Raw genomic sequence first — 19,525 nt, 5'->3', positions numbered from 1 at the left:
TAAATAAGTAAAAAATCTGCACCTCAACTTTTGGTCAATGTGCAGATTTTAGATTGTAGTATAAACTTAATGAGTTCTTAACAAATTATTTTTTCTTTTTCGCTTTTGCGTTCGGTAAATCAGTTACTGTACCTTCAAATACTTCTGCCGCTAAACCGACAGATTCGTGTAATGTAGGGTGAGCGTGAATTGTTAATGCCAAATCTTCCGCATCACAACCCATTTCAATTGCAAGACCGATTTCACCTAATAATTCACCCCCGTTAGTTCCAACAATTGCCCCACCAATTACACGGTGTGTATTCTTATCGAAAATAAGTTTTGTCATACCATCCGAGCAGTCTGAAGCAATCGCACGACCTGATGCAGCCCAAGGGAAAGTTGCCACTTCATAAGAAATGCCTTCGGCTTTACATTCTTTTTCTGTTTTACCAACCCAAGCCACTTCAGGTTCAGTATAAGCAATAGATGGGATCACTTTCGGATCAAAATAGTGTTTTTGTCCGGCAATCACTTCTGCCGCTACGTGACCTTCGTGAACACCTTTGTGAGCCAACATTGGTTGACCAACAATATCACCAATTGCAAAGATATGAGGAACGTTAGTACGCATCTGTTTATCGGTACGAATAAAGCCACGTTCATCCACTTCAACACCTGCCACTTGTGCATCGATTAATTTACCGTTCGGTGTACGACCGATAGCAACTAACACGGCATCATAACGGCGAGTTTCATTTGCGCCTTTTCCTTCCATAGAAACATAAATACCGTCTTCTTTCGCTTCTACCGCAGTAACTTTAGTTTCTAACAAGAGGTTGAATTTTTTCTCGATGCGTTTAGTAAAGATTTTAACCACATCTTTATCAGCTGCCGGAATAACCTGATCAAACATTTCCACAACATCAATTTGTGAACCTAGTGCGTGGTAAACAGTTCCCATTTCAAGACCAATAATACCACCACCCATAATCAATAATTTTTCAGGTACTTCTTTAAGTTTTAATGCATCTGTTGAATCCCAAACGCGCGGATCATCGTGTGGAATAAACGGCAATTGAATTGGACGAGAGCCCGCAGCAATGATTGCGTTATCAAATGTAATTTTAGTTTCGCCTTCTTCTCCGGCAACAATAATGCTGTTTGCACTGGCAAATTTTCCATAACCGTTTACGATTTGAACTTTACGCATTTTTGCCATACCAGCTAAACCACCGGTTAATTGACTGATAACTTTCTCTTTCCAACCACGAATTTTTTCAATATCGGTTTTTGGTTCACCGAAAACAATACCGTGCTCAGCTAAAGATTTAGCTTCTTCAATCACTTTAGCAACGTGCAATAATGCTTTAGACGGAATACAACCTACGTTTAAGCATACCCCACCAAGAGTTGAAAAACGTTCAATAATAACGGTTTCCAACCCTAAATCTGCACAACGGAATGCCGCTGAATATCCTGCAGGACCAGCACCTAAAACAACTACTTGTGTTTTAATTTCTTTATTCATGTTAAGCCTCTTGATTTTTTCTCTAACAAAATGTTAGGACGGCAATTAAATTAATTATAACAAAAGCCTGATCAACTCAGGCTTTCGTTTCCATTACTACATGACTAAGCGGCGTAAATCCGACAACACACCACTAATATAGGTAATAAAGCGTGCACCGTCCGCTCCATCAATCACTCGGTGATCGTAAGACAATGACAATGGTAACATCAAGCGTGGTGTAAATTCTTTACCATTCCACACCGGTGTCATCTCTGAACGAGAAACCCCTAAAATTGCCACTTCCGGTGCATTAACGATAGGGGTAAAGTGAGTACCACCGATACCACCTAAACTTGAGATAGTAAAGCATCCGCCTTGCATATCTGAAGCTGTTAATTTACCTGCACGCGCTTTCTTCGACATTGCTGCCAATTCACGAGAAAGTTCAATAACACCTTTCTTATTAACATCTTTAAACACCGGTACAACCAAACCGTTTGGTGTATCTACCGCCACGCCGATATTGATGTATTTCTTCAAGATCAGACGTTGTGCATCTTCAGTAATTGAACTATTGAAGTTTGGATAAGCTTCCAACGCTTTTGCTACCGCTTTCATAATAAAGACAAGCGGAGTAATTTTAACATCAAGTTTCTGTTTTTCAGCTAATACATTTTGCTCTTTTCTGAATTTTTCTAGCTCAGTAATATCTGCTTTATCCCATTGTGTTACGTGAGGGATCATTACCCAGTTACGGTGTAAGTTAGCTCCTGAAATTTTCTTAATGCGTCCCAATTCAACTTCTTCAGTTTCACCGAATTTGCTGAAATCAACTTTCGGCCACGGCAACAATCCTAAACCTGATCCGACATTACCTCCAGCAGACGATGTAGAAACAGAACCACTTTCAACCGCTTTAATAGCCGCTTTAACATAAGCTTGAACGTCTTCTTTTAAGATACGACCTTTACGACCTGTACCTTTCACTTTATCAAGGTTCACACCAAATTCACGCGCTAAACGACGAACAACCGGAGTTGCGTGAGCGAAACTTGCGCTCTTAGTCACATCTTCATTAGAAGCTGCCGAGGCTGGCGCTGATGCTGCCACTTGAGGAGCAGGCGCTGCTGCAGGTTGTTGTGCCGGAGCTATCACAGGCGCTGTGCCAGCTACTTCAAAGCGCATAATTAATGAGCCGGTAGAAACCTTATCTCCTGATTTAATTAAAATTTCTTTTACTACACCGGCAAAAGGAGCAGGCACTTCCATTGAAGCCTTATCACCTTCAACCGTAATTAATGATTGTTCTTCAGCAACGCTGTCACCTACTGCTACCATAATTTCGGTCACATTCACTTCATCTCCGCCAATATCCGGAACGTGAACGTCCTGAACACCTCCACTAACCGCAGGTGCTGCCACCTGAGTCTCTTCCGCTGCAGGAGAAGGTGCTGCTGCAGCTGCTGCGCCGGCAATTTCAAAACGCATAATCAATGAACCGGTAGAAACTTTGTCACCTGATTTAACTAAAATTTCTTTTACCACACCAGCAAATGGCGCAGGCACCTCCATTGAAGCTTTATCGCCTTCAACGGTGATTAATGACTGTTCTTCGCTAACAGTATCGCCTACTGCAACCATAATTTCAGTAACGTTAACTTCATCTCCGCCGATATCCGGAACCTGAACATCAACAACAGAAGCTGCTGCAGTCGGTGCTGCCGCTGGAGATGGCACTGCTTCCGCTGCAGGAGCAGGTGCTGACGCACCCGCTGCTTCTAATACCAACATAGGAGTACCGGTAGAAACTTTATCACCCACTTTTACCAATACTTCTTTTACCACACCTGCTTCCGGTGCTGGTACTTCCATTGAGGCTTTATCGCCTTCAACATTGATCACACTTTGATCAACATCAATGGTGTCACCAACTTTAACCATAACTTCTGTTACAGTAACTTCATCACCACCGATATCTGGAATAGCAATTTGTTTTGACATAATTTATATCCTTTGTGATTGTTACAGTTCATTATGCGTGTAAAGAATACGCTTTATCGGTATCGATACCATATTTCTTAATGGCTTCAACTAACACTTTCTTATCTAAAGTGCCGGCCTTCACTAATTGAGATAATGCCGCCACCACAACGTGATGTGCATCAACTTCAAAGTGTGAACGTAAATTTTCACGGCTGTCTGAGCGACCGAAACCATCAGTACCTAACACCAAATAGCTGCTTGCCGGAACATACGCACGAACTTGGTCAGCAAATAAACGCATATAGTCGGTTGCCGCAATTGCCGGCGCATCATTCATAACTTTAGCAATATATGGCACTTTTGCTTCTTCTTCCGGATGCAACGTGTTGTAACGTTCAATTTCGTTACCTTCTCTTGCTAACTCAGTAAAAGAAGTTACGCTATAAACATCTGAAGATACACCAAAGTCATTTGCCAATAATTGTGCTGCCTCGCGTACGTGACGAAGAATGGCACCTGAACCTAGTAACTGAACCTTACCTTTACCTTGACCGGTTACGGTTTCAAATTTATAGATACCTTTACGAATACCCTCTTCCGCACCTTTCGGCATTGCCGGTTGATCATAGGTTTCGTTTAATGTAGTGATATAGTAATAAACATCTTCTTGATCCGGGCCATACATACGGCGTACACCGTCTTGGATAATAACTGGTACTTCAAATGCAAATGCAGGGTCATAAGAAACACAACTTGGAATGGTTAATGATTGAATGTGACTATGTCCGTCTTCGTGTTGTAAACCTTCACCATTCAAGGTTGTACGACCAGATGTACCACCAATCATAAAGCCACGCGCACGTTGGTCTCCTGCCAACCACATTAAATCACCAACACGTTGGAAACCAAACATTGAGTAATAAACGAAGAATGGAATCATCGGTAAATCGTTAGTGCTATATGAAGTAGCTGCTGCTAACCAAGATGCAGTTGCACCCTGTTCATTGATACCTTCCTGTAAGACTTGTCCATCAGTCGCTTCACGATAATATGCAACCTGTTCACGATCTTGTGGAACATAGTGCTGACCGTGCGGATTGTAGATACCGATTTGACGGAATAAACCTTCCATACCGAAAGTACGCGCTTCATCGGCTACGATTGGAACGATATGTTTACCAATAGATTTATCTTTCAACAATATATTTAATGTACGTACAAATGCCATTGTGGTTGAAATAGGACGTGCTTGAGCTTCAAATAATTGAGAAAACTCTTCAATTCCAGGCACTTTAAATTCTTGAGTAAAACGTGGTAAACGAGTCGGTAAATAGCCTTGTAATGCTTGACGGCGTTCGTGAAGATATTTGTACTCATCTGAACCTTCAGCGAAAGTCACATATGGAAGTTTTTCAAGATCCGCATCGGAAACAGGCACATTAAATTGATCACGAACGTGTTTAACGCCGGAAAGATCCATTTTCTTAACTTGGTGAGCGATGTTTTTACCTTCCGCTGCATCCCCCATACCATAACCTTTGATCGTTTTAACAAGGATAACAACCGGTTTGCCTTTAACTTGTTTCGCTTTATTGAATGCAGCAAATACTTTAATCGGATCGTGACCACCACGGTTCAATGCCCAGATTTCATCATCTGTCATATCTTTAACTAATTCCGCCGTTTCTGGATAACGCCCAAAGAAGTGTTCACGAACATAAGCACCATCTTTAGATTTGAAGTTTTGATAATCGCCATCAACCACTTCCATCATCAATTGAAGCAATTTGCCGGAGGTGTCTTTCTGCAATAAACGATCCCAACGACGTCCCCAAATCACTTTAATTACTTCCCAACCAGCACCCTTAAAGTTGCTTTCCAATTCTTGGATAATTTTACCGTTACCAGTTACCGGTCCATCCAAACGTTGCAAGTTACAGTTGATAACAAAGATTAAGTTATCCAATTTTTCACGTGCAGCAAATGCAATCGCACCGCGTGATTCAACTTCATCCATTTCACCGTCACCAAGAAATGCATAAACAGTTTGATCTGAAGTATCTTTCAAGCCACGATTTTGTAAATATTTTAAGAAACGTGCTTGATAAATTGCATTTAATGGACCTAGCCCCATAGAAACAGTAGGGAATTGCCAAAATTCCGGTAATAAGCGAGGATGAGGATAAGAAGGAATACCTTTTCCGTGAACTTCTTGACGGAAATTATCCATTTGTTCTTCGGTCAAACGCCCTTCAACAAATGCACGTGCATAAATTCCCGGTGCAATATGTCCTTGGAAGAACACTAAATCACCACCATTTTTTTCGTTACGAGCTTTAAAGAAGTGGTTGAAACAAACTTCATATAATGTTGCGGAGGATTGGAATGATGCCATATGTCCGCCTAATTCAAGATCCTTTTTAGAGGCACGTAATACTGCCATAATCGCATTCCAACGAATTACACTGCGAATGCGACGTTCAAGATCTAAATTACCCGGATAATTAGGTTCTTCATTAACTGGAATGGTATTAATATAGTCTGTTGTCATTCCAGTAGGAAGTGAAACGTCATTAGCTCTTGCACGTTGAATGAGTTGTTCAATGATATATTGCGCTCTTTCAACACCTTCTTCACGAATTACTGAATCGATTGCCAACATCCAATCGTTGGTTTCAATCGGATCCACGTCATTTTTTACCATATCCGACATGGGCTATTCCTTTTATCTTATTGTGGTTAAAAAAATGTGTGACGCACAAAACTGCCAACTATGCATCACCCAGCTGAAAAAGTTGTTAATTAACATTTGCGTTGCTTTCGGAGCTTCACAATTTATTAACTAATTTTAGAAATTTTATTAGATTTTTTGAAATAAAGATAGAAAAAATTTGTCTTACCATAGCAAAACCAGCTGATTTTGTCTATTTTTTTACCATCCATTTTGGGACGTAACCACAAAGGATTACCTATTTAGAACAAAGTGTTACTTCTAATTGCTCTGATAAAAATTCGCTTTCTATCGACAAATTCTGTACAATTCGCCACCTACTAAAATTCCATTACAAAATAGATAACAAAATTATGACAATAACAACTCCAAATATTGGCTTTTTGAGCCTTGGTTGCCCTAAAAATTTAGTGGATTCCGAACGTATTTTAACCGAGCTACGAGCAGAGGGTTATAACATTGTACCAAGTTATGACAATGCCGATTTAGTGATAGTCAATACTTGCGGTTTTATCGACAGTGCTGTTCAAGAATCATTAGAAGCTATTGGCGAAGCCTTAGAAGAAAACGGCAAAGTTATCGTTACCGGTTGTTTAGGTGCTAAAGAAAATCAAATTAGAGAAGTACATCCTAAAGTGCTTGAAATTACTGGCCCACACAGTTATGAAGCGGTGATGACACACGTCCACAAATATGCACCGAAACCGGAATATAACCCTTATATCAATGTTGTACCGAAACAAGGGGTAAAATTAACGCCTAAACACTATGCTTACGTTAAAATTTCGGAAGGCTGCGATCATCGCTGTACTTTCTGTATTATTCCATCTATGCGTGGCGATCTTGATAGCAGACCAATTAATACCATTTTAGATGAAGCCAAACGGCTTGTTGATGCCGGCGTTAAAGAGTTGTTGATCGTTTCTCAAGATACTTCCGCTTACGCATTGGATAAAAATCAAAAAGAACAAAAAAGCAAAACCGTTTTCTGGAATGGGATGCCGATTAAAAATGATTTAATTACGCTTTGCGAACAGCTTGGAACATTAGGCGTTTGGGTGCGTCTACATTATGTTTACCCTTATCCACACGTTGATAAGCTGATTCCTTTGATGGCACAAGGCAAAATTTTGCCTTATTTAGATATTCCGTTACAACACGCCAGTCCGAAAATTCTAAAAGCAATGAAACGTCCGGGTTCAATCGAACGTACATTGGAACGTATTAAACAGTGGCGTGAAATCTGTCCGCAACTGACATTACGCTCAACATTTATTGTCGGTTTTCCAGGTGAAACTGAAGAAGATTTCCAAATGTTATTAGATTTTATTCAAGAAGCACAACTGGATCGTGTCGGCTGTTTCAAATTCAGTCCGGTTGAAGGTGCGGTAGCCACAGAAATGGCAGAACAAGTACCAGAAGAGGTGAAAGAAGAACGCTTCCACCGGTTTATGCAATTACAGCAACAAATTTCCGCCCAACGCTTACAACAAAAAATCGGTAAAACTTTGCCTGTAATGATCGATGAAATTGATGAAGAAGGTATTATCGGGCGTTCAATGGCAGATGCACCTGAAATTGACGGTGTCGTTTATATTGATAATGTCAGTGAACAACAAGTCAAGATTGGCGATATAGTGATGGCTACCATTCATAATGCCGATGAATATGATTTATGGGCAACCATCTAACCGTTATTTAACTGTTGTTGCAGTGGGGAGAAGTTATCCCTATTCTACTGCCAAATAATAAAATCAATGCCTAATGTGTTGCTCGCTAAGTACAAATTGCTTTAATTTTGTGAGGTATAAATGACAGAACAAAACAAAATCCTAACCAGCGAAATTTATCTTGCCGGTGGCTGTTTTTGGGGATTAGAAGCCTACTTTGCCGCTATTGGCGGTGTCTTGAATGCCGAATCAGGTTATGCCAATGGTAACAGTGAAAATCCAAGCTATCAGCAAGTTTGTAATGGTAGTGGACACGCTGAAACAGTCAAAGTCTGTTATGATACTGCTCAAATCAATTTATCAACATTGCTTGAGTACTATTTCCGTGTCATCGATCCAACCACTTTAAACCGACAAGGGAATGATTTGGGTATCCAATATCGTACCGGCATTTATTATACTGATGATCGACAAAAACCGATTATTGATGCGGCAATGGCACGCGAACAGCAAAAATGGCAACAACCTTTGCTAGTTGAGGTGCAACCTTTGCGAAACTACTATCCTGCAGAAGAGTATCACCAACGTTATTTAGAAAAAAATCCGAGTGGCTACTGTCATATTGATCTGAGAAAAGCGGATAATGTCATTATTGATGCCGACAAATACCATAAACCTACTTTAGCAGAAATCGAACAAAAATTAAGTAAAGAATCATTTGCTGTTACACAGCAAAATGCCACCGAACGCCCTTTTTCAAATCGTTACTGGGATTTTTTTGAAAAAGGTTTATATGTCGATATAATCAGTGGCGAGCCACTTTTTGCCTCTTCTGATAAATTTCCGTCACAATGTGGTTGGCCAAGTTTCAGCAAACCGATTTCATCCGATGTGGTTACATATCAGCGTGATACCAACCACGGAATGATCCGTACCGAAGTGCGTTCTCGTATTGCCGATGCGCATTTAGGACACGTTTTTGAAGATGGTCCGCTCGAAACCGGTGGCTTGCGTTACTGCATCAACAGTGCGGCTTTACGTTTTATTCCTTTTGCGGAGTTGGTACAAAATGGCTATGGCTACCTGCAAAAACGGATTAAATAACAACCGCTTAAAATAACAAAGCGGTGTGGATCTTAAACCTCCACACCGCTTTTTATTTGAAGTTATCTCTGATATTAAATATCAAATTTAACATTAGCGCGATTCAATAAGAACTGCACCAATAATGAAACCGGACGACCGGTCGCCCCTTTGTCTGCACCTTGTTTCCACGCTGTACCTGCAATATCCAAATGCGCCCAATTATATTTTTTAGTAAAATTCGCTAAGAAACAAGCAGCGGTAATAGCACCACCCCAACGCCCACCGACATTTGCTAAGTCCGCAAAATTAGATTTCAATAAATCATTATACTCATCATTCATCGGCAAACGCCAAGCTTTGTCATTAGACTGCTCCGCCGCATTTTGCAACTCATTGGCAAGATTATTTAACGGCGAAAATAATCCACTATTGACTCCCGCTAATGCCACCACACAAGCGCCGGTCAACGTTGCAATATCAATCACTACTTCCGGCTCAAAACGCTCAACATAAGTTAACGCATCACAAAGCACTAAACGCCCTTCAGCATCGGTATTCAACACTTCTACGGTTAAACCGGACATTGTGGTCAAAATATCACCTGGACGATATGCATTACCACCCGGCAAGTTTTCACAGCCTGCCAACACACCAATCACATTTAACGGTAAATTTAATTCAGCAACAGCTTTCATCACACCATAAACGGTTGCTGCACCACACATATCATACTTCATCTCATCCATACCAGCACCCGGCTTCAATGAAATACCGCCAGAATCAAAAGTTAGCCCTTTTCCGACAAAAACGATTGGTTTTGCATCAGGATCAGGATTATTTTTAAATTCAATGATCGACATAAACGCTTCATTACGCGATCCTTGTGAAACTGCCAAATAGGATTTCATTCCCAATTTTTCCATCTGCTGCTCATCAACAACGTGGCTATTTAGAGTGTCATAAGCCTGTGCTAATTCAATCGATTTATCAGCTAAATAACGAGGCGTGCAAATATTTGGTGGCATATTGGCTAAATCTTTCGTTTCTTTAATGCCGTTACTGATCGCCATTGCGTGTTGAATTGCAGACTCAGCAAGCGGTAATTCACGGCGCATCGGAACATTGAATACTATTTTACGTAATTCACGTCTAATTTCCGTTTTCACCCGCTTAAATTGAGTAAAGCTATATAATGATTCCTGAGCTGCTTCCACCGCCAAACGCACATTCCAGTAAATGTTGCGCCCTTTAACGTGCAAGCCGGTTAAATAACAAACCGCCTCCATTGAGCCGGTTTCATTTAACACTCTCACTGTTTTTTGAATAATCTGTTTATATTGTCTTTCATCCAATTCACGCTCTTTACCGCAACCGACCAATAAAATGCGATCTGCCGGAATATTAGGAACGTGATGCAATAACAAGGTCTGTCCAACTTTTCCTTCAATATCGCCACGTCGTAATAACGCACTGATATAACCTGCACTGATATTATCCAACTGCTCTGCCGATGCAGATAAGCGACGCGGTTCGAAAACACCCACCACTAAACACGCAGTACGTTGTTTTTCAACACTGCCGTTTTTGACACTAAATTCCATATTGATATTCCTTCACTATGATTTCTATTGTTGTTAGGCCCTGAAACAAGGTATTATATGCGCCTGAATTTATGTTTTTGAAAAAACTTGAAAACAGATCTACTTGTGAGAACGATTGATTAAAGTATCGTTTTTTATAAAAAAATCAAGCAAAAATAAAGAGAAAACACAGGTCAGCTGCCGTGATTTTGACAAAATATCTAATCAAAGAAACATTAAAAAGCCAACTGGCTATTTTATTTATTTTACTCGTCATTTTTTTAGCACAACAACTTGTCCGCGTTTTGGGCTCTGCCGTCAATGGTAATGTTCCTGTTGATGTCATCTTACCACTGCTTGGATTAGGAATGCCGACAATGGCACAACTGATGTTGCCACTTAGCCTATTTTTAGCACTTTTACTTACTTTGGGAAGATTATACAGCGAAAGTGAAATTACTGTGATGCAAGCGTGTGGCATCGGGCCGAATGCTTTAGTCAAAGTCGGATTGATACTTTCGCTTGTCACCGCCGCAATTGCTGCTTATAACTCCCTTTATCTCACACCGTGGGCATTAAAAAAACAGGTAGAAGTGGTAGAAAATGCAAAAGCTAATCCAAGTGCATCTGCGATTACTCCTGGACAATTTATCTCCTCCAATAACGGCAATTTTGTACTGTTTGTTGATAAAGTAAAAGGCAATCAACTTTCCGATATCTATCTGTTCCAAACTAAACAGGTCGGCAAAGTGAAACCATCTGTAATCGTTGCCGAACAGGGAAGTTTCTCCACAGCAGAAGATGGTAGCCAAACATTAACATTAAAAAATGGCGAACGCTTTGAAGGAAGTGCAGTTCTGCCAGAATTTCGTATCACCCAGTTTCAGGATTACTTGGCATTTCTAGCATTTAATGCGGCAAAAACAGAAGAAAACGATCTTGATATGCAAGATAGTAATGCTTTATTGAGAAGTAATTCCGCTAATGCCAAAGCTGAGTTTCAATGGCGCATCAGCCTGTTTTTAGCAGTGCCATTGATGATGTTGCTCGCAATTCCATTGAGCAAGGTTAATCCTCGACAAGGTCGTTTTGCTAAAATCATACCTGCATTATTGCTCTATTTAATCTATTTTTTATTGCAAAGTTCACTCAAAACGGCGGGAATCAATGGAAAAATTGAGTCTCACTATTGGATGATTTTAATAAATATCCTGTTTTTACTCTTAGGCATCATCCTCAATTCTGAGATTATCCAGAGTAAATTCATCCAACTTTTTAAACGAGCAAGAGGTTAATCTATGTTTAATACCTTAGATCGTTATATCGGTAAAACAATTTTAGCGACTATTTTTGTTGTTTTATTTTTATTAGTCGGACTTTCTGCCATTATCAAGTTTGTTGAACAGTTCCGTGCTATCGGCGAAGGAAATTATGACACGGCTAAAGCAATCGCCTACACCCTGCTCACTATTCCGAAAGATATTGAGACTTTTTTCCCAATGGCGGCATTGCTAGGAGCGTTAATCGGTTTAGGCTCTTTAGCTTCAAACAGTGAGCTAGTCGTAATGCAAGCTTCCGGTTTTTCACGTTTTCAAATCGGCTTATCGGTTATGAAAGTTGCTATTCCATTGATTATTCTTAATATGGCATTGGGTGAATGGGGAATCCCACAGACGGAGCAGTTTGCAAGAGAAATGCGTTATAAATCGCTTACTGGTGGCTCACTGCTTTCGGTTAAAGGTTCAGTATGGGCGAAAGATGGTAACAGTTTTGTTTATATTCAACATATTCCAAAAGAAAATCAGTTAAACGGCATTTATATCTATCAATTTGATCAACATCGTAATTTACAAAAAATGAGTCAAGCCAATCGGGCAACTTATGCAAATAACGAATGGCGTTTTAATCAAATTTCAGAATCGGAGCTAAACGGTGATCATATCACTAACCAAAAATATCTAAATAAAGTTTGGGAAACTAGCATTACTCCAGATAAATTAGGGATGGTGTCATTAAGACCTAGTATGCTATCAATTACAGGGTTATCAGACTATATCCAATTCTTAAAAAATACCGGACAAGATACCAAAACGTTTGAACTCACCTATTGGCGAAAATTATTACAACCAATTTCTATCAGCGTGATGATGCTTTTGGCACTGTCATTTATTTTCGGTCCATTACGTAGTGTTACTTCCGGCGTACGTGTGGTAACAGGAATCTGTTGTGGTTTTGCTTTTTATGTTTTGGATCAAGTCTTCGGGCCATTAAGTTTAGTCTATAATATTCCACCGTTTATCGGTGCATTAGCGCCAAGCATCTTCTTTGCAGCCATTATTTGGTGGTTAATGGCTCATAAACGGCATTAATTCCCCAATGTTTAATCAAACAAAAAGTGAGATCAAAATAACGATCTCACTTTTTGTAGCTACTACTAATTACCACTTTCATTATCGCTTAAAACGCCGGCGTTGTTGATGAAATGCTTTGGAACGCTGTTGATTTTCTTGTACCTTTCTTAATATTCTCATCGGCACTAATTTAATTTTTCTGCGTCGAAAAAAATGGTGAAAACTGCTGGCAATCACAGCCCCTACCAATAAAATAACAATCACTTCAGCATATAAATAACGAAACTGTTGATTAATCTTACTCTCACTAGTTTGCCCGTATTGCCCATCAAAAGTTACTCGTAAAAAGCCAATCACACTGTTTCCATCAAAAATCGGTTCAACAATCTGTTGTGTCTGTTGCAATGATTTTTCCCCTTCTAAACCTAACTGTTGCCGCAAATTGAGCGCATTGCGACTTTGAGCCAACAACTCACCATTGCCACTATAAACCGAAGCGTCTAGCACAAATTTTTCTCGACTTAGTGTCGTTAGTTGATCCGCCAGTTTCTCTACAGAAACATTATTATTTAATAAAGACGAAAATAGATTAGCCTGTTGTCTTACCAAAATATGCGACAAATTAGACACCTGATTAATACTCGCCAATTGCGAACCGAATTTAAACTGATTTATGCCAAATAAAATAGTCGCAATTGTAAAACCACTAACAAGCAAAATAGCGATCAGTAGCAAAATTTTGACACTCTTCTCTCTTACTGTATGCAAGTTATTACCTTTATATTTCTATTCTGAGCAATTTGTGATTAAATGCGGATTGTAGCTTTTCTTTTCATTCTAAAAAAGGTTTTTTTATATGCAAACTCTCGTTCCCGTAATCAATAAACCGGATAATTATCGTGCCGATCAGCAGCAATTTTTACTCTATTGCCAAAATTTCGATATTAACAAATTAGCTCAATTCAGCGCCCAAACTACCGATATTTCGCTACTTGCCGAATGGGATATTTTTGATTATCACTGTGTAATGATGCAACACGACCAACCACAAAATTATATTGAGCTTGCACACCAATACGGTTTTGATCTTTTTGTGATCAGCGGCTATCCATTGCTTGAAAAAGCCGGTTTACTGGTGATGGATATGGACTCCACCGCCATTCAAATTGAATGTATTGATGAAGTGGCAAAATTAGCCGGCACTGGAGAAATGGTTGCCTCAATTACAGAAAGTGCAATGCGTGGTGAACTTGATTTCAAACAGAGTTTACGCAAACGTGTAGGCACCTTAAAAGGTGCGCCGGCAACCATTTTAGATCAAGTACGCAATAATTTACCGATTATGCCCGGTTTAGAGCAGACAATCTCCGAATTACAGAAACTCGGTTGGAAAGTGGCTATCGCTTCCGGTGGCTTTACCTATTTTGCCGAAGTGTTACAAAAAAAATTCGGTTTAGTCGCCGTTTGTGCCAATCGTTTTGAAATTGAAAACGGCATTTTAACCGGCAAAGTAGAGGGAGAAATCGTTGATGCACAATATAAAGCCAATGTATTACAGCAATTAACAGAACAATACCAAATTGAAGCAACACAAACTATCGCCATCGGTGACGGTGCAAACGATCTATTAATGATGCAAAGCGCAGCCCTTGGCGTTGCTTACCACGCCAAACCAAAAGTACAACAACAGGCACAAACTATGGTAAACTTCGCAGACTTAACCGCGTTGTTGTGTATTTTGAGTGCCAATCAACAACAATATAACTTTCAACAACAAAAATAATGAGGAAATAAAATGCCTTCTTTTGATATTGTTTCAGAAATTACTATGCACGAAGTTAAAAATGCGGTGGACAATGCCAATCGTGATTTAAGCAATCGCTGGGATTTCCGCAATGTAACCGCATCAATTGAATTAAATGAAAAAAATGAAACCATCAAGGTTGCCACTGAATCCGATTTTCAGGTAGAACAATTAATTGATATTTTGCGTAATGCGATGCAAAAACGGAATATTGAACCAAGCGCATTGGAAATTCCGGAAAATTACGAGCATAGCGGTAAAACCTATGCCAAAGAAATTAAAGTTAAGCAGGGAATTGAGACCGATCTTGCAAAGAAAATCAGCAAAATGATCAAAGATTCCAAATTAAAAGTTCAAACCCAAATTCAAGGTGATAAAATTCGTGTTACCGGAAAATCCCGTGATGATTTACAAAGTGTAATTCAATTAGTCAAATCTGCTGAATTGGGACAACCTTTCCAATTTAACAACTTCCGCGATTAACGCTGAATAAGGAGGAACACTATGCCACAAAGTGAAAAGAAACCGAGTATTTTTAAACAATGGTTAAAAAAATATGATGATTTCTGCCGTGAACTTGGCATTGATCAAGGTGCTTGCCGCAGTTGTGTTCCTATCTATAAACAAGATCCGGAAGCGGAAAAACCGGCAGAGAAAAAAGCCCGTTAATTAATCACTCACACTTAAATCATTACAGTTAATCGGTTGTTACCGATTAACTTTTTTATTTCAAATTTTACATTAATGCACATTATGAACACCCTTCAACAACAGATTGAACAACTAAGAAATGATCTTCGTTACCACGAATATCAATATCACGTTCTCGACAATCCGGTGATTCCGGATGCGGAATATGATCGAATGATGAACCAATTAAAACGTCTGGAAGCGGAACATCCGGAACTGATCACGGACGACTCACCGACCCAACGGGTCGGGGCAAAACCGGCGAACGGCTTTCAACAAATTCGCCACGAATTGCCGATGTTATCGCTTGATAACGCGTTCTCGGATGAAGAGTTCTTCGCCTTTATTCGCCGTATTGAAGATCGACTTGGTGTCTTGCCTGATCCGTTCACATTCTGCTGTGAACCAAAATTAGACGGCTTGGCAGTCAGCATTCTTTATGTCAACGGCAAATTAACACAAGCGGCAACACGTGGCGACGGTGTTACCGGTGAAGATATTACCGCCAACATCCGTACTATTCGCAATATTCCGCTACAATTACGCACGGCTACACCGCCGGCACGTTTAGAGGTGCGCGGTGAAGTCTTTATGCCGCACGACGGTTTTGAACGCTTAAACAATCACGCATTGGAACACGGCGAAAAAACCTTTGCCAATCCACGCAATGCCGCCGCCGGTTCCTTGCGTCAGCTCGATCCGCAAGTTACTTATCATCGTCCGTTAATGTTGAACGCTTACGGTATCGGCATTGCCGAAGGTGTGGAATTACCGAACACCCATTATGATCGTCTGCAATGGCTGAAAAGCATCGGCATTCCGGTGAATAAAGAGATCCGCCTTTGTAACGGCACGACAGAAGTGTTGGGCTTTTATCGTTCCATCGCCGAAAAACGCAGCAGCCTCGGTTATGACATTGACGGCACAGTGCTAAAAGTGAACAGCATTCCATTGCAGGAACAGCTCGGTTTTATTTCCCGTGCACCACGTTGGGCGATTGCCTATAAATTCCCGGCACAGGAAGAATTAACCATTCTCAATGATGTTGAATTTCAGGTGGGACGCACCGGCGCAATCACACCGGTGGCGAAACTTGAACCGGTTTACGTTGCCGGCGTAACCGTCAGCAATGCGACATTGCACAATGGTGATGAAATTGCTCGTTTAGATATTGCAATCGGCGATACCGTTATTATCCGCCGTGCCGGTGATGTGATTCCGCAAATTATCGGTGTGGTTCACAATCGCCGTCCGCCGGATGCCAAACCGATAATTTTCCCAACTCGCTGTCCAGTTTGTGATTCAGCAATTGTACGTATTGACGGCGAAGCAGTTGCCCGTTGTACCGGTGGATTGGTATGTGAAGCACAACGGAAAGAGGGATTAAAACATTTCGTTTCACGCAAAGCAATGGATATTGACGGTGTCGGCGATAAGTTAATCGAACAATTGGTAGATCGTGAATATCTACATACACCTGCTGATCTCTTCACCTTAAGCAAAGAAACCTTGATGGGGTTGGAGCGTATGGGCAAAAAATCAGCAGAGAAGGCACTTGCCAGCATCGAAAAAGCGAAAAAAACCACCCTTGCCCGTTTCCTGTTTGCGCTGGGTATTCGTGAAGTCGGTGAGGCAACCGCACGCAATTTGGCGAACCATTTTCACACCTTGGAAAATATCAAAAACGCCACCTTTGAACAGTTGCAACAGGTGCAGGACATCGGTGAAGTGGTCGCCAACCGCATTATTCTGTTCTGGCAAGAGCAACATAACCGCAACGTTGTGGAAAAATTGATTGAACAGGGCGTAACTTGGGACGATGTTAGTGCCACAGAGATTGCCGACAATCCACTTAAAGAAAAAACCGTCGTGCTGACCGGCACATTAACACAAATGACGCGCGATCAAGCGAAAGCGTTGTTATTGCAGTTGGGCTGTAAAGTTGCCGGCAGTGTTTCCAGCAAAACCGATTTTGTTATTGCCGGTGATAACGCCGGTTCAAAATTGCAGAAAGCGGAAAGTTTGGGCGTAAAAGTCTTAACCGAACAGCAATTTTTAGACTTAATTCCGCAAGATTAACTTTCGCTACATCATCATAGCCCTCTGTGAAAAGAGGGCTATCTTTTGAACTCATCACAATTTCAACATTAATAATCTGTCATCAATAGGAGAGGTTTGAAACCCATAATTTAAATAAAATCGCCTTGCATTATCGTTAAGTGCGTGTACCAACAAAGCTTTCACGCCGACTTGTTCTGCTACAATTTTTGCTCGTAATACCACATCTTTAAGCAAAGCAGCACCTAATTTTTGCCCTTGATATTTCACGTCTATGGCGAGTCTGCCTAACACAATAACGGGAATCGGTTCGGGCATATTACGTTTTAATGCACCGGATACAAACTGATGCGTTACTGATCCTGCGGCTAAAGCATAAAAACCGACAACAACATTTTTGTTGCAAATCACAAATGTTCTACTTGCTTGATTTTGCTGATTTTTCAAGGCATTACGCTTAAGCCACAAATTTAGCACCTCTTCACCGCAATCGAACAAGCTCAAATGATGATGGGACTTCAATAATTCAGGTGCGGAATACATTTTTACTCCCACGGTGATTTAATATTCATTAATTTTTCTAGACCGGCATTTGTTGAATGAGGTTGCTCCAATATCTCAATAAAACGATTAAATTTTTCATCATTTAATTGGAATACTGTTCTATCTAAAATCACATTTTGAGCATAGATGCAGGCGGCATCCAGCATAAAATCGGACCGCGTTTTACCAAGCAAAGACGCAGCATAATCAATTAAATCACGCTGACTGGGTTCGGCTCGTAAGTTAATCGCTGCAGTACGCATAATTCTCTCCATTATCTACTAATACACAATCAATATACAAATTGTATTGTGTATTGATTGTATATGCAACATTATTGCGTAATGGATTTAATTAATATAAAAAAACCCCGAGAAAATTCTCGGGGTTATAGAGGTATGTTTATTGATAACGATTAGAAGTAGACACGGAAACCTACGCCGATTTTGTTATCTCTATCTTTATCATCATTATCATATTTATATTGTGTTGTACCACCTTCTAAATAAGCAACTACAGATTTAGTAAACCAGTAATCAGTACCTAAGATAAAGGTGTTACGTTTAGTCCAATATTTTCCATCTGCAGAGGTAGCTTTACCATTAATATATTCACCATAGATAGAAGCATTATCTAAGTAGTTATATTTTGCACCAACTTCAAGTTCACGTACTTTATTAGCATAAACTGAACCATACGCATCAAATGCATTTACATCATCAGTAGCTTTCTTTTGAGAATAGTCAACAGCTATTGCAAATGGACCAGATACTAATTCAACGCCAACTAAGAATGCATTAACTTTATGTTCATCATATTTATCAGTTACTGCGTCTAATGCAGCTTTGTTATATACTTTTGTTCCATCCGCAGCCACACCTACAACAGGAAGATCTTTCAAATCATCTTTATCAACAGCAAAACTTCCTGACTTAGCTTTAAGTTGAGAAAAACCTGCTTCAAAGTTTACACGGGTATCTTGAGCAAATTCTGGGCTTGTATAGAAAGCAGATACACCAAATCCAGATTTGTGGTTGTATTTATCCTTATCATTTTCACCAAAGAGATAATCTAAACCGAAACTAAAGCCGGCAAAATCAGCAGAACGGAATTTAACAACTTTATCTCCGGAAGTTGCAGTTTGTTTTACCCCACCTAAATCATAGGTATAGTCTGATAATGCAACATCATCAAGGTTGGTTAATTGTTTACCAAAGGTTAAAGTACCTACACCCTCTTTTGCAAAGCCGGCATAAACACGTTTCGCTTCAATATCACCAAATGATTTTTTATCATTGGCATCAAAACGAATTTCTAAATTAGCTAATGCGCTATAGCCATCACCTAAATCTTGTGTTCCTTTGATGATTACACGTGAACCTACGTTTTTAAGATCAGCACGTTCATCTGTATTTTTACTCAAAAGCACACGGAAAGAACCACCAACATCAACTTTAGTTCCGTCTTGGTTATAAACCACGGCTGCGTTTGCGGAAGTGGCTGCTACTGCTGCAACTACCAATGCGACTAATGTTTT

The 19,525-nt window shown here is 40.1% G+C and carries 16 protein-coding genes; 8 read left to right on the top strand and 8 right to left on the bottom strand.

Translation table 11 applies throughout. The features are described 5' to 3' along the window. Positions 1-85: 85 nt before the first annotated feature. The 3 genes from lpdA to aceE form a co-directional block, all read right to left on the bottom strand. Positions 86-1,510 carry a dihydrolipoyl dehydrogenase gene (gene lpdA / locus JP36_RS01405; protein WP_039135847.1) on the bottom strand — a complete coding sequence of 475 codons (1,425 nt, stop codon included), beginning with the start codon at positions 1,508-1,510 and terminating at the stop codon, positions 86-88. Positions 1,511-1,606: 96 nt separating this feature from the next. After that, the gene (aceF, locus tag JP36_RS01400) at positions 1,607-3,493 is read right to left on the bottom strand and encodes a pyruvate dehydrogenase complex dihydrolipoyllysine-residue acetyltransferase (protein WP_039171218.1); all 1,887 of its coding nucleotides are present in this window, start codon (positions 3,491-3,493) and stop codon (positions 1,607-1,609) included. 31 nt (positions 3,494-3,524) lie between these two features. Beyond that, positions 3,525-6,188 (bottom strand): pyruvate dehydrogenase (acetyl-transferring), homodimeric type, encoded by a 2,664-nt coding sequence (gene aceE / locus JP36_RS01395; RefSeq protein ID WP_039171215.1) that lies wholly within the window; start codon positions 6,186-6,188, stop codon positions 3,525-3,527. Between the two features lie 371 nt (positions 6,189-6,559). Between aceE and rimO the strand changes: the two genes are divergently transcribed. After that, a complete protein-coding gene (rimO, locus tag JP36_RS01390; protein ID WP_039171209.1) occupies positions 6,560-7,897 on the top strand; it encodes a 30S ribosomal protein S12 methylthiotransferase RimO in 1,338 nt (445 codons plus the stop codon). A gap of 120 nt (positions 7,898-8,017) precedes the next feature. Continuing rightward, the gene (msrB, locus tag JP36_RS01385) at positions 8,018-8,980 is read left to right on the top strand and encodes a peptide-methionine (R)-S-oxide reductase MsrB (protein ID WP_039171207.1); all 963 of its coding nucleotides are present in this window, start codon (positions 8,018-8,020) and stop codon (positions 8,978-8,980) included. Between the two features lie 74 nt (positions 8,981-9,054). Here msrB and pepA read toward each other — a convergent pair whose 3' ends face one another. Then, entirely contained in the window at positions 9,055-10,563 is a 1,509-nt protein-coding gene (gene pepA / locus JP36_RS01380) for a leucyl aminopeptidase (RefSeq protein WP_039171204.1), read from the bottom strand. A gap of 182 nt (positions 10,564-10,745) precedes the next feature. On the opposite strand from pepA, the gene lptF reads away from it, so the two are divergent. Beyond that, on the top strand, positions 10,746-11,837 hold the full coding sequence (gene lptF / locus JP36_RS01375) for an LPS export ABC transporter permease LptF (protein ID WP_039171202.1): 1,092 nt from the start codon (positions 10,746-10,748) through the stop codon (positions 11,835-11,837). Between the two features lie 3 nt (positions 11,838-11,840). Beyond that, positions 11,841-12,911: an LPS export ABC transporter permease LptG gene (lptG, locus tag JP36_RS01370; RefSeq protein WP_039171199.1), complete on the top strand. Its 1,071-nt coding sequence runs from the start codon at positions 11,841-11,843 to the stop codon at positions 12,909-12,911. Between the two features lie 81 nt (positions 12,912-12,992). Here lptG and JP36_RS01365 read toward each other — a convergent pair whose 3' ends face one another. Then, the gene (locus JP36_RS01365; RefSeq protein WP_039171195.1) at positions 12,993-13,661 is read right to left on the bottom strand and encodes a YtjB family periplasmic protein; all 669 of its coding nucleotides are present in this window, start codon (positions 13,659-13,661) and stop codon (positions 12,993-12,995) included. An 88-nt stretch (positions 13,662-13,749) separates the two neighbouring features. On the opposite strand from JP36_RS01365, the gene serB reads away from it, so the two are divergent. From serB to ligA, 4 genes are all read left to right on the top strand, one after another. Beyond that, positions 13,750-14,676, top strand: a complete 927-nt coding sequence (gene serB / locus JP36_RS01360) for a phosphoserine phosphatase (RefSeq protein WP_039171193.1) — start codon at positions 13,750-13,752, stop codon at positions 14,674-14,676. A gap of 12 nt (positions 14,677-14,688) precedes the next feature. Then, positions 14,689-15,180 (top strand): YajQ family cyclic di-GMP-binding protein, encoded by a 492-nt coding sequence (locus tag JP36_RS01355; protein ID WP_039135857.1) that lies wholly within the window; start codon positions 14,689-14,691, stop codon positions 15,178-15,180. Positions 15,181-15,201: 21 nt separating this feature from the next. Next, complete coding sequence (locus JP36_RS11595) at positions 15,202-15,366, top strand: DUF5363 family protein (protein ID WP_167332832.1); 165 nt, start codon at positions 15,202-15,204, stop codon at positions 15,364-15,366. 84 nt (positions 15,367-15,450) lie between these two features. Further along, the gene (gene ligA, locus JP36_RS01350) at positions 15,451-17,466 is read left to right on the top strand and encodes an NAD-dependent DNA ligase LigA (RefSeq protein WP_052119427.1); all 2,016 of its coding nucleotides are present in this window, start codon (positions 15,451-15,453) and stop codon (positions 17,464-17,466) included. A gap of 54 nt (positions 17,467-17,520) precedes the next feature. Here ligA and JP36_RS01345 read toward each other — a convergent pair whose 3' ends face one another. The 3 genes from JP36_RS01345 to JP36_RS01335 form a co-directional block, all read right to left on the bottom strand. Continuing rightward, on the bottom strand, positions 17,521-17,988 hold the full coding sequence (locus JP36_RS01345) for a GNAT family N-acetyltransferase (protein WP_039171191.1): 468 nt from the start codon (positions 17,986-17,988) through the stop codon (positions 17,521-17,523). Between the two features lie 2 nt (positions 17,989-17,990). Next, positions 17,991-18,251: a DUF1778 domain-containing protein gene (locus tag JP36_RS01340; RefSeq protein ID WP_021462499.1), complete on the bottom strand. Its 261-nt coding sequence runs from the start codon at positions 18,249-18,251 to the stop codon at positions 17,991-17,993. 152 nt (positions 18,252-18,403) lie between these two features. Continuing rightward, the coding region (locus tag JP36_RS01335) for a porin (protein ID WP_156106913.1) at positions 18,404-19,525 on the bottom strand (1,122 nt) is incomplete at its 5' end.

Origin of the sequence: Gallibacterium genomosp. 1, assembly GCF_000771875.1 — a bacterium.
Lineage (GTDB): Bacteria > Pseudomonadota > Gammaproteobacteria > Enterobacterales > Pasteurellaceae > Gallibacterium.
The sequence above is the reverse complement of the archived record's forward strand: the minus strand, read 5'-3'. Positions and strand labels throughout refer to the sequence as shown.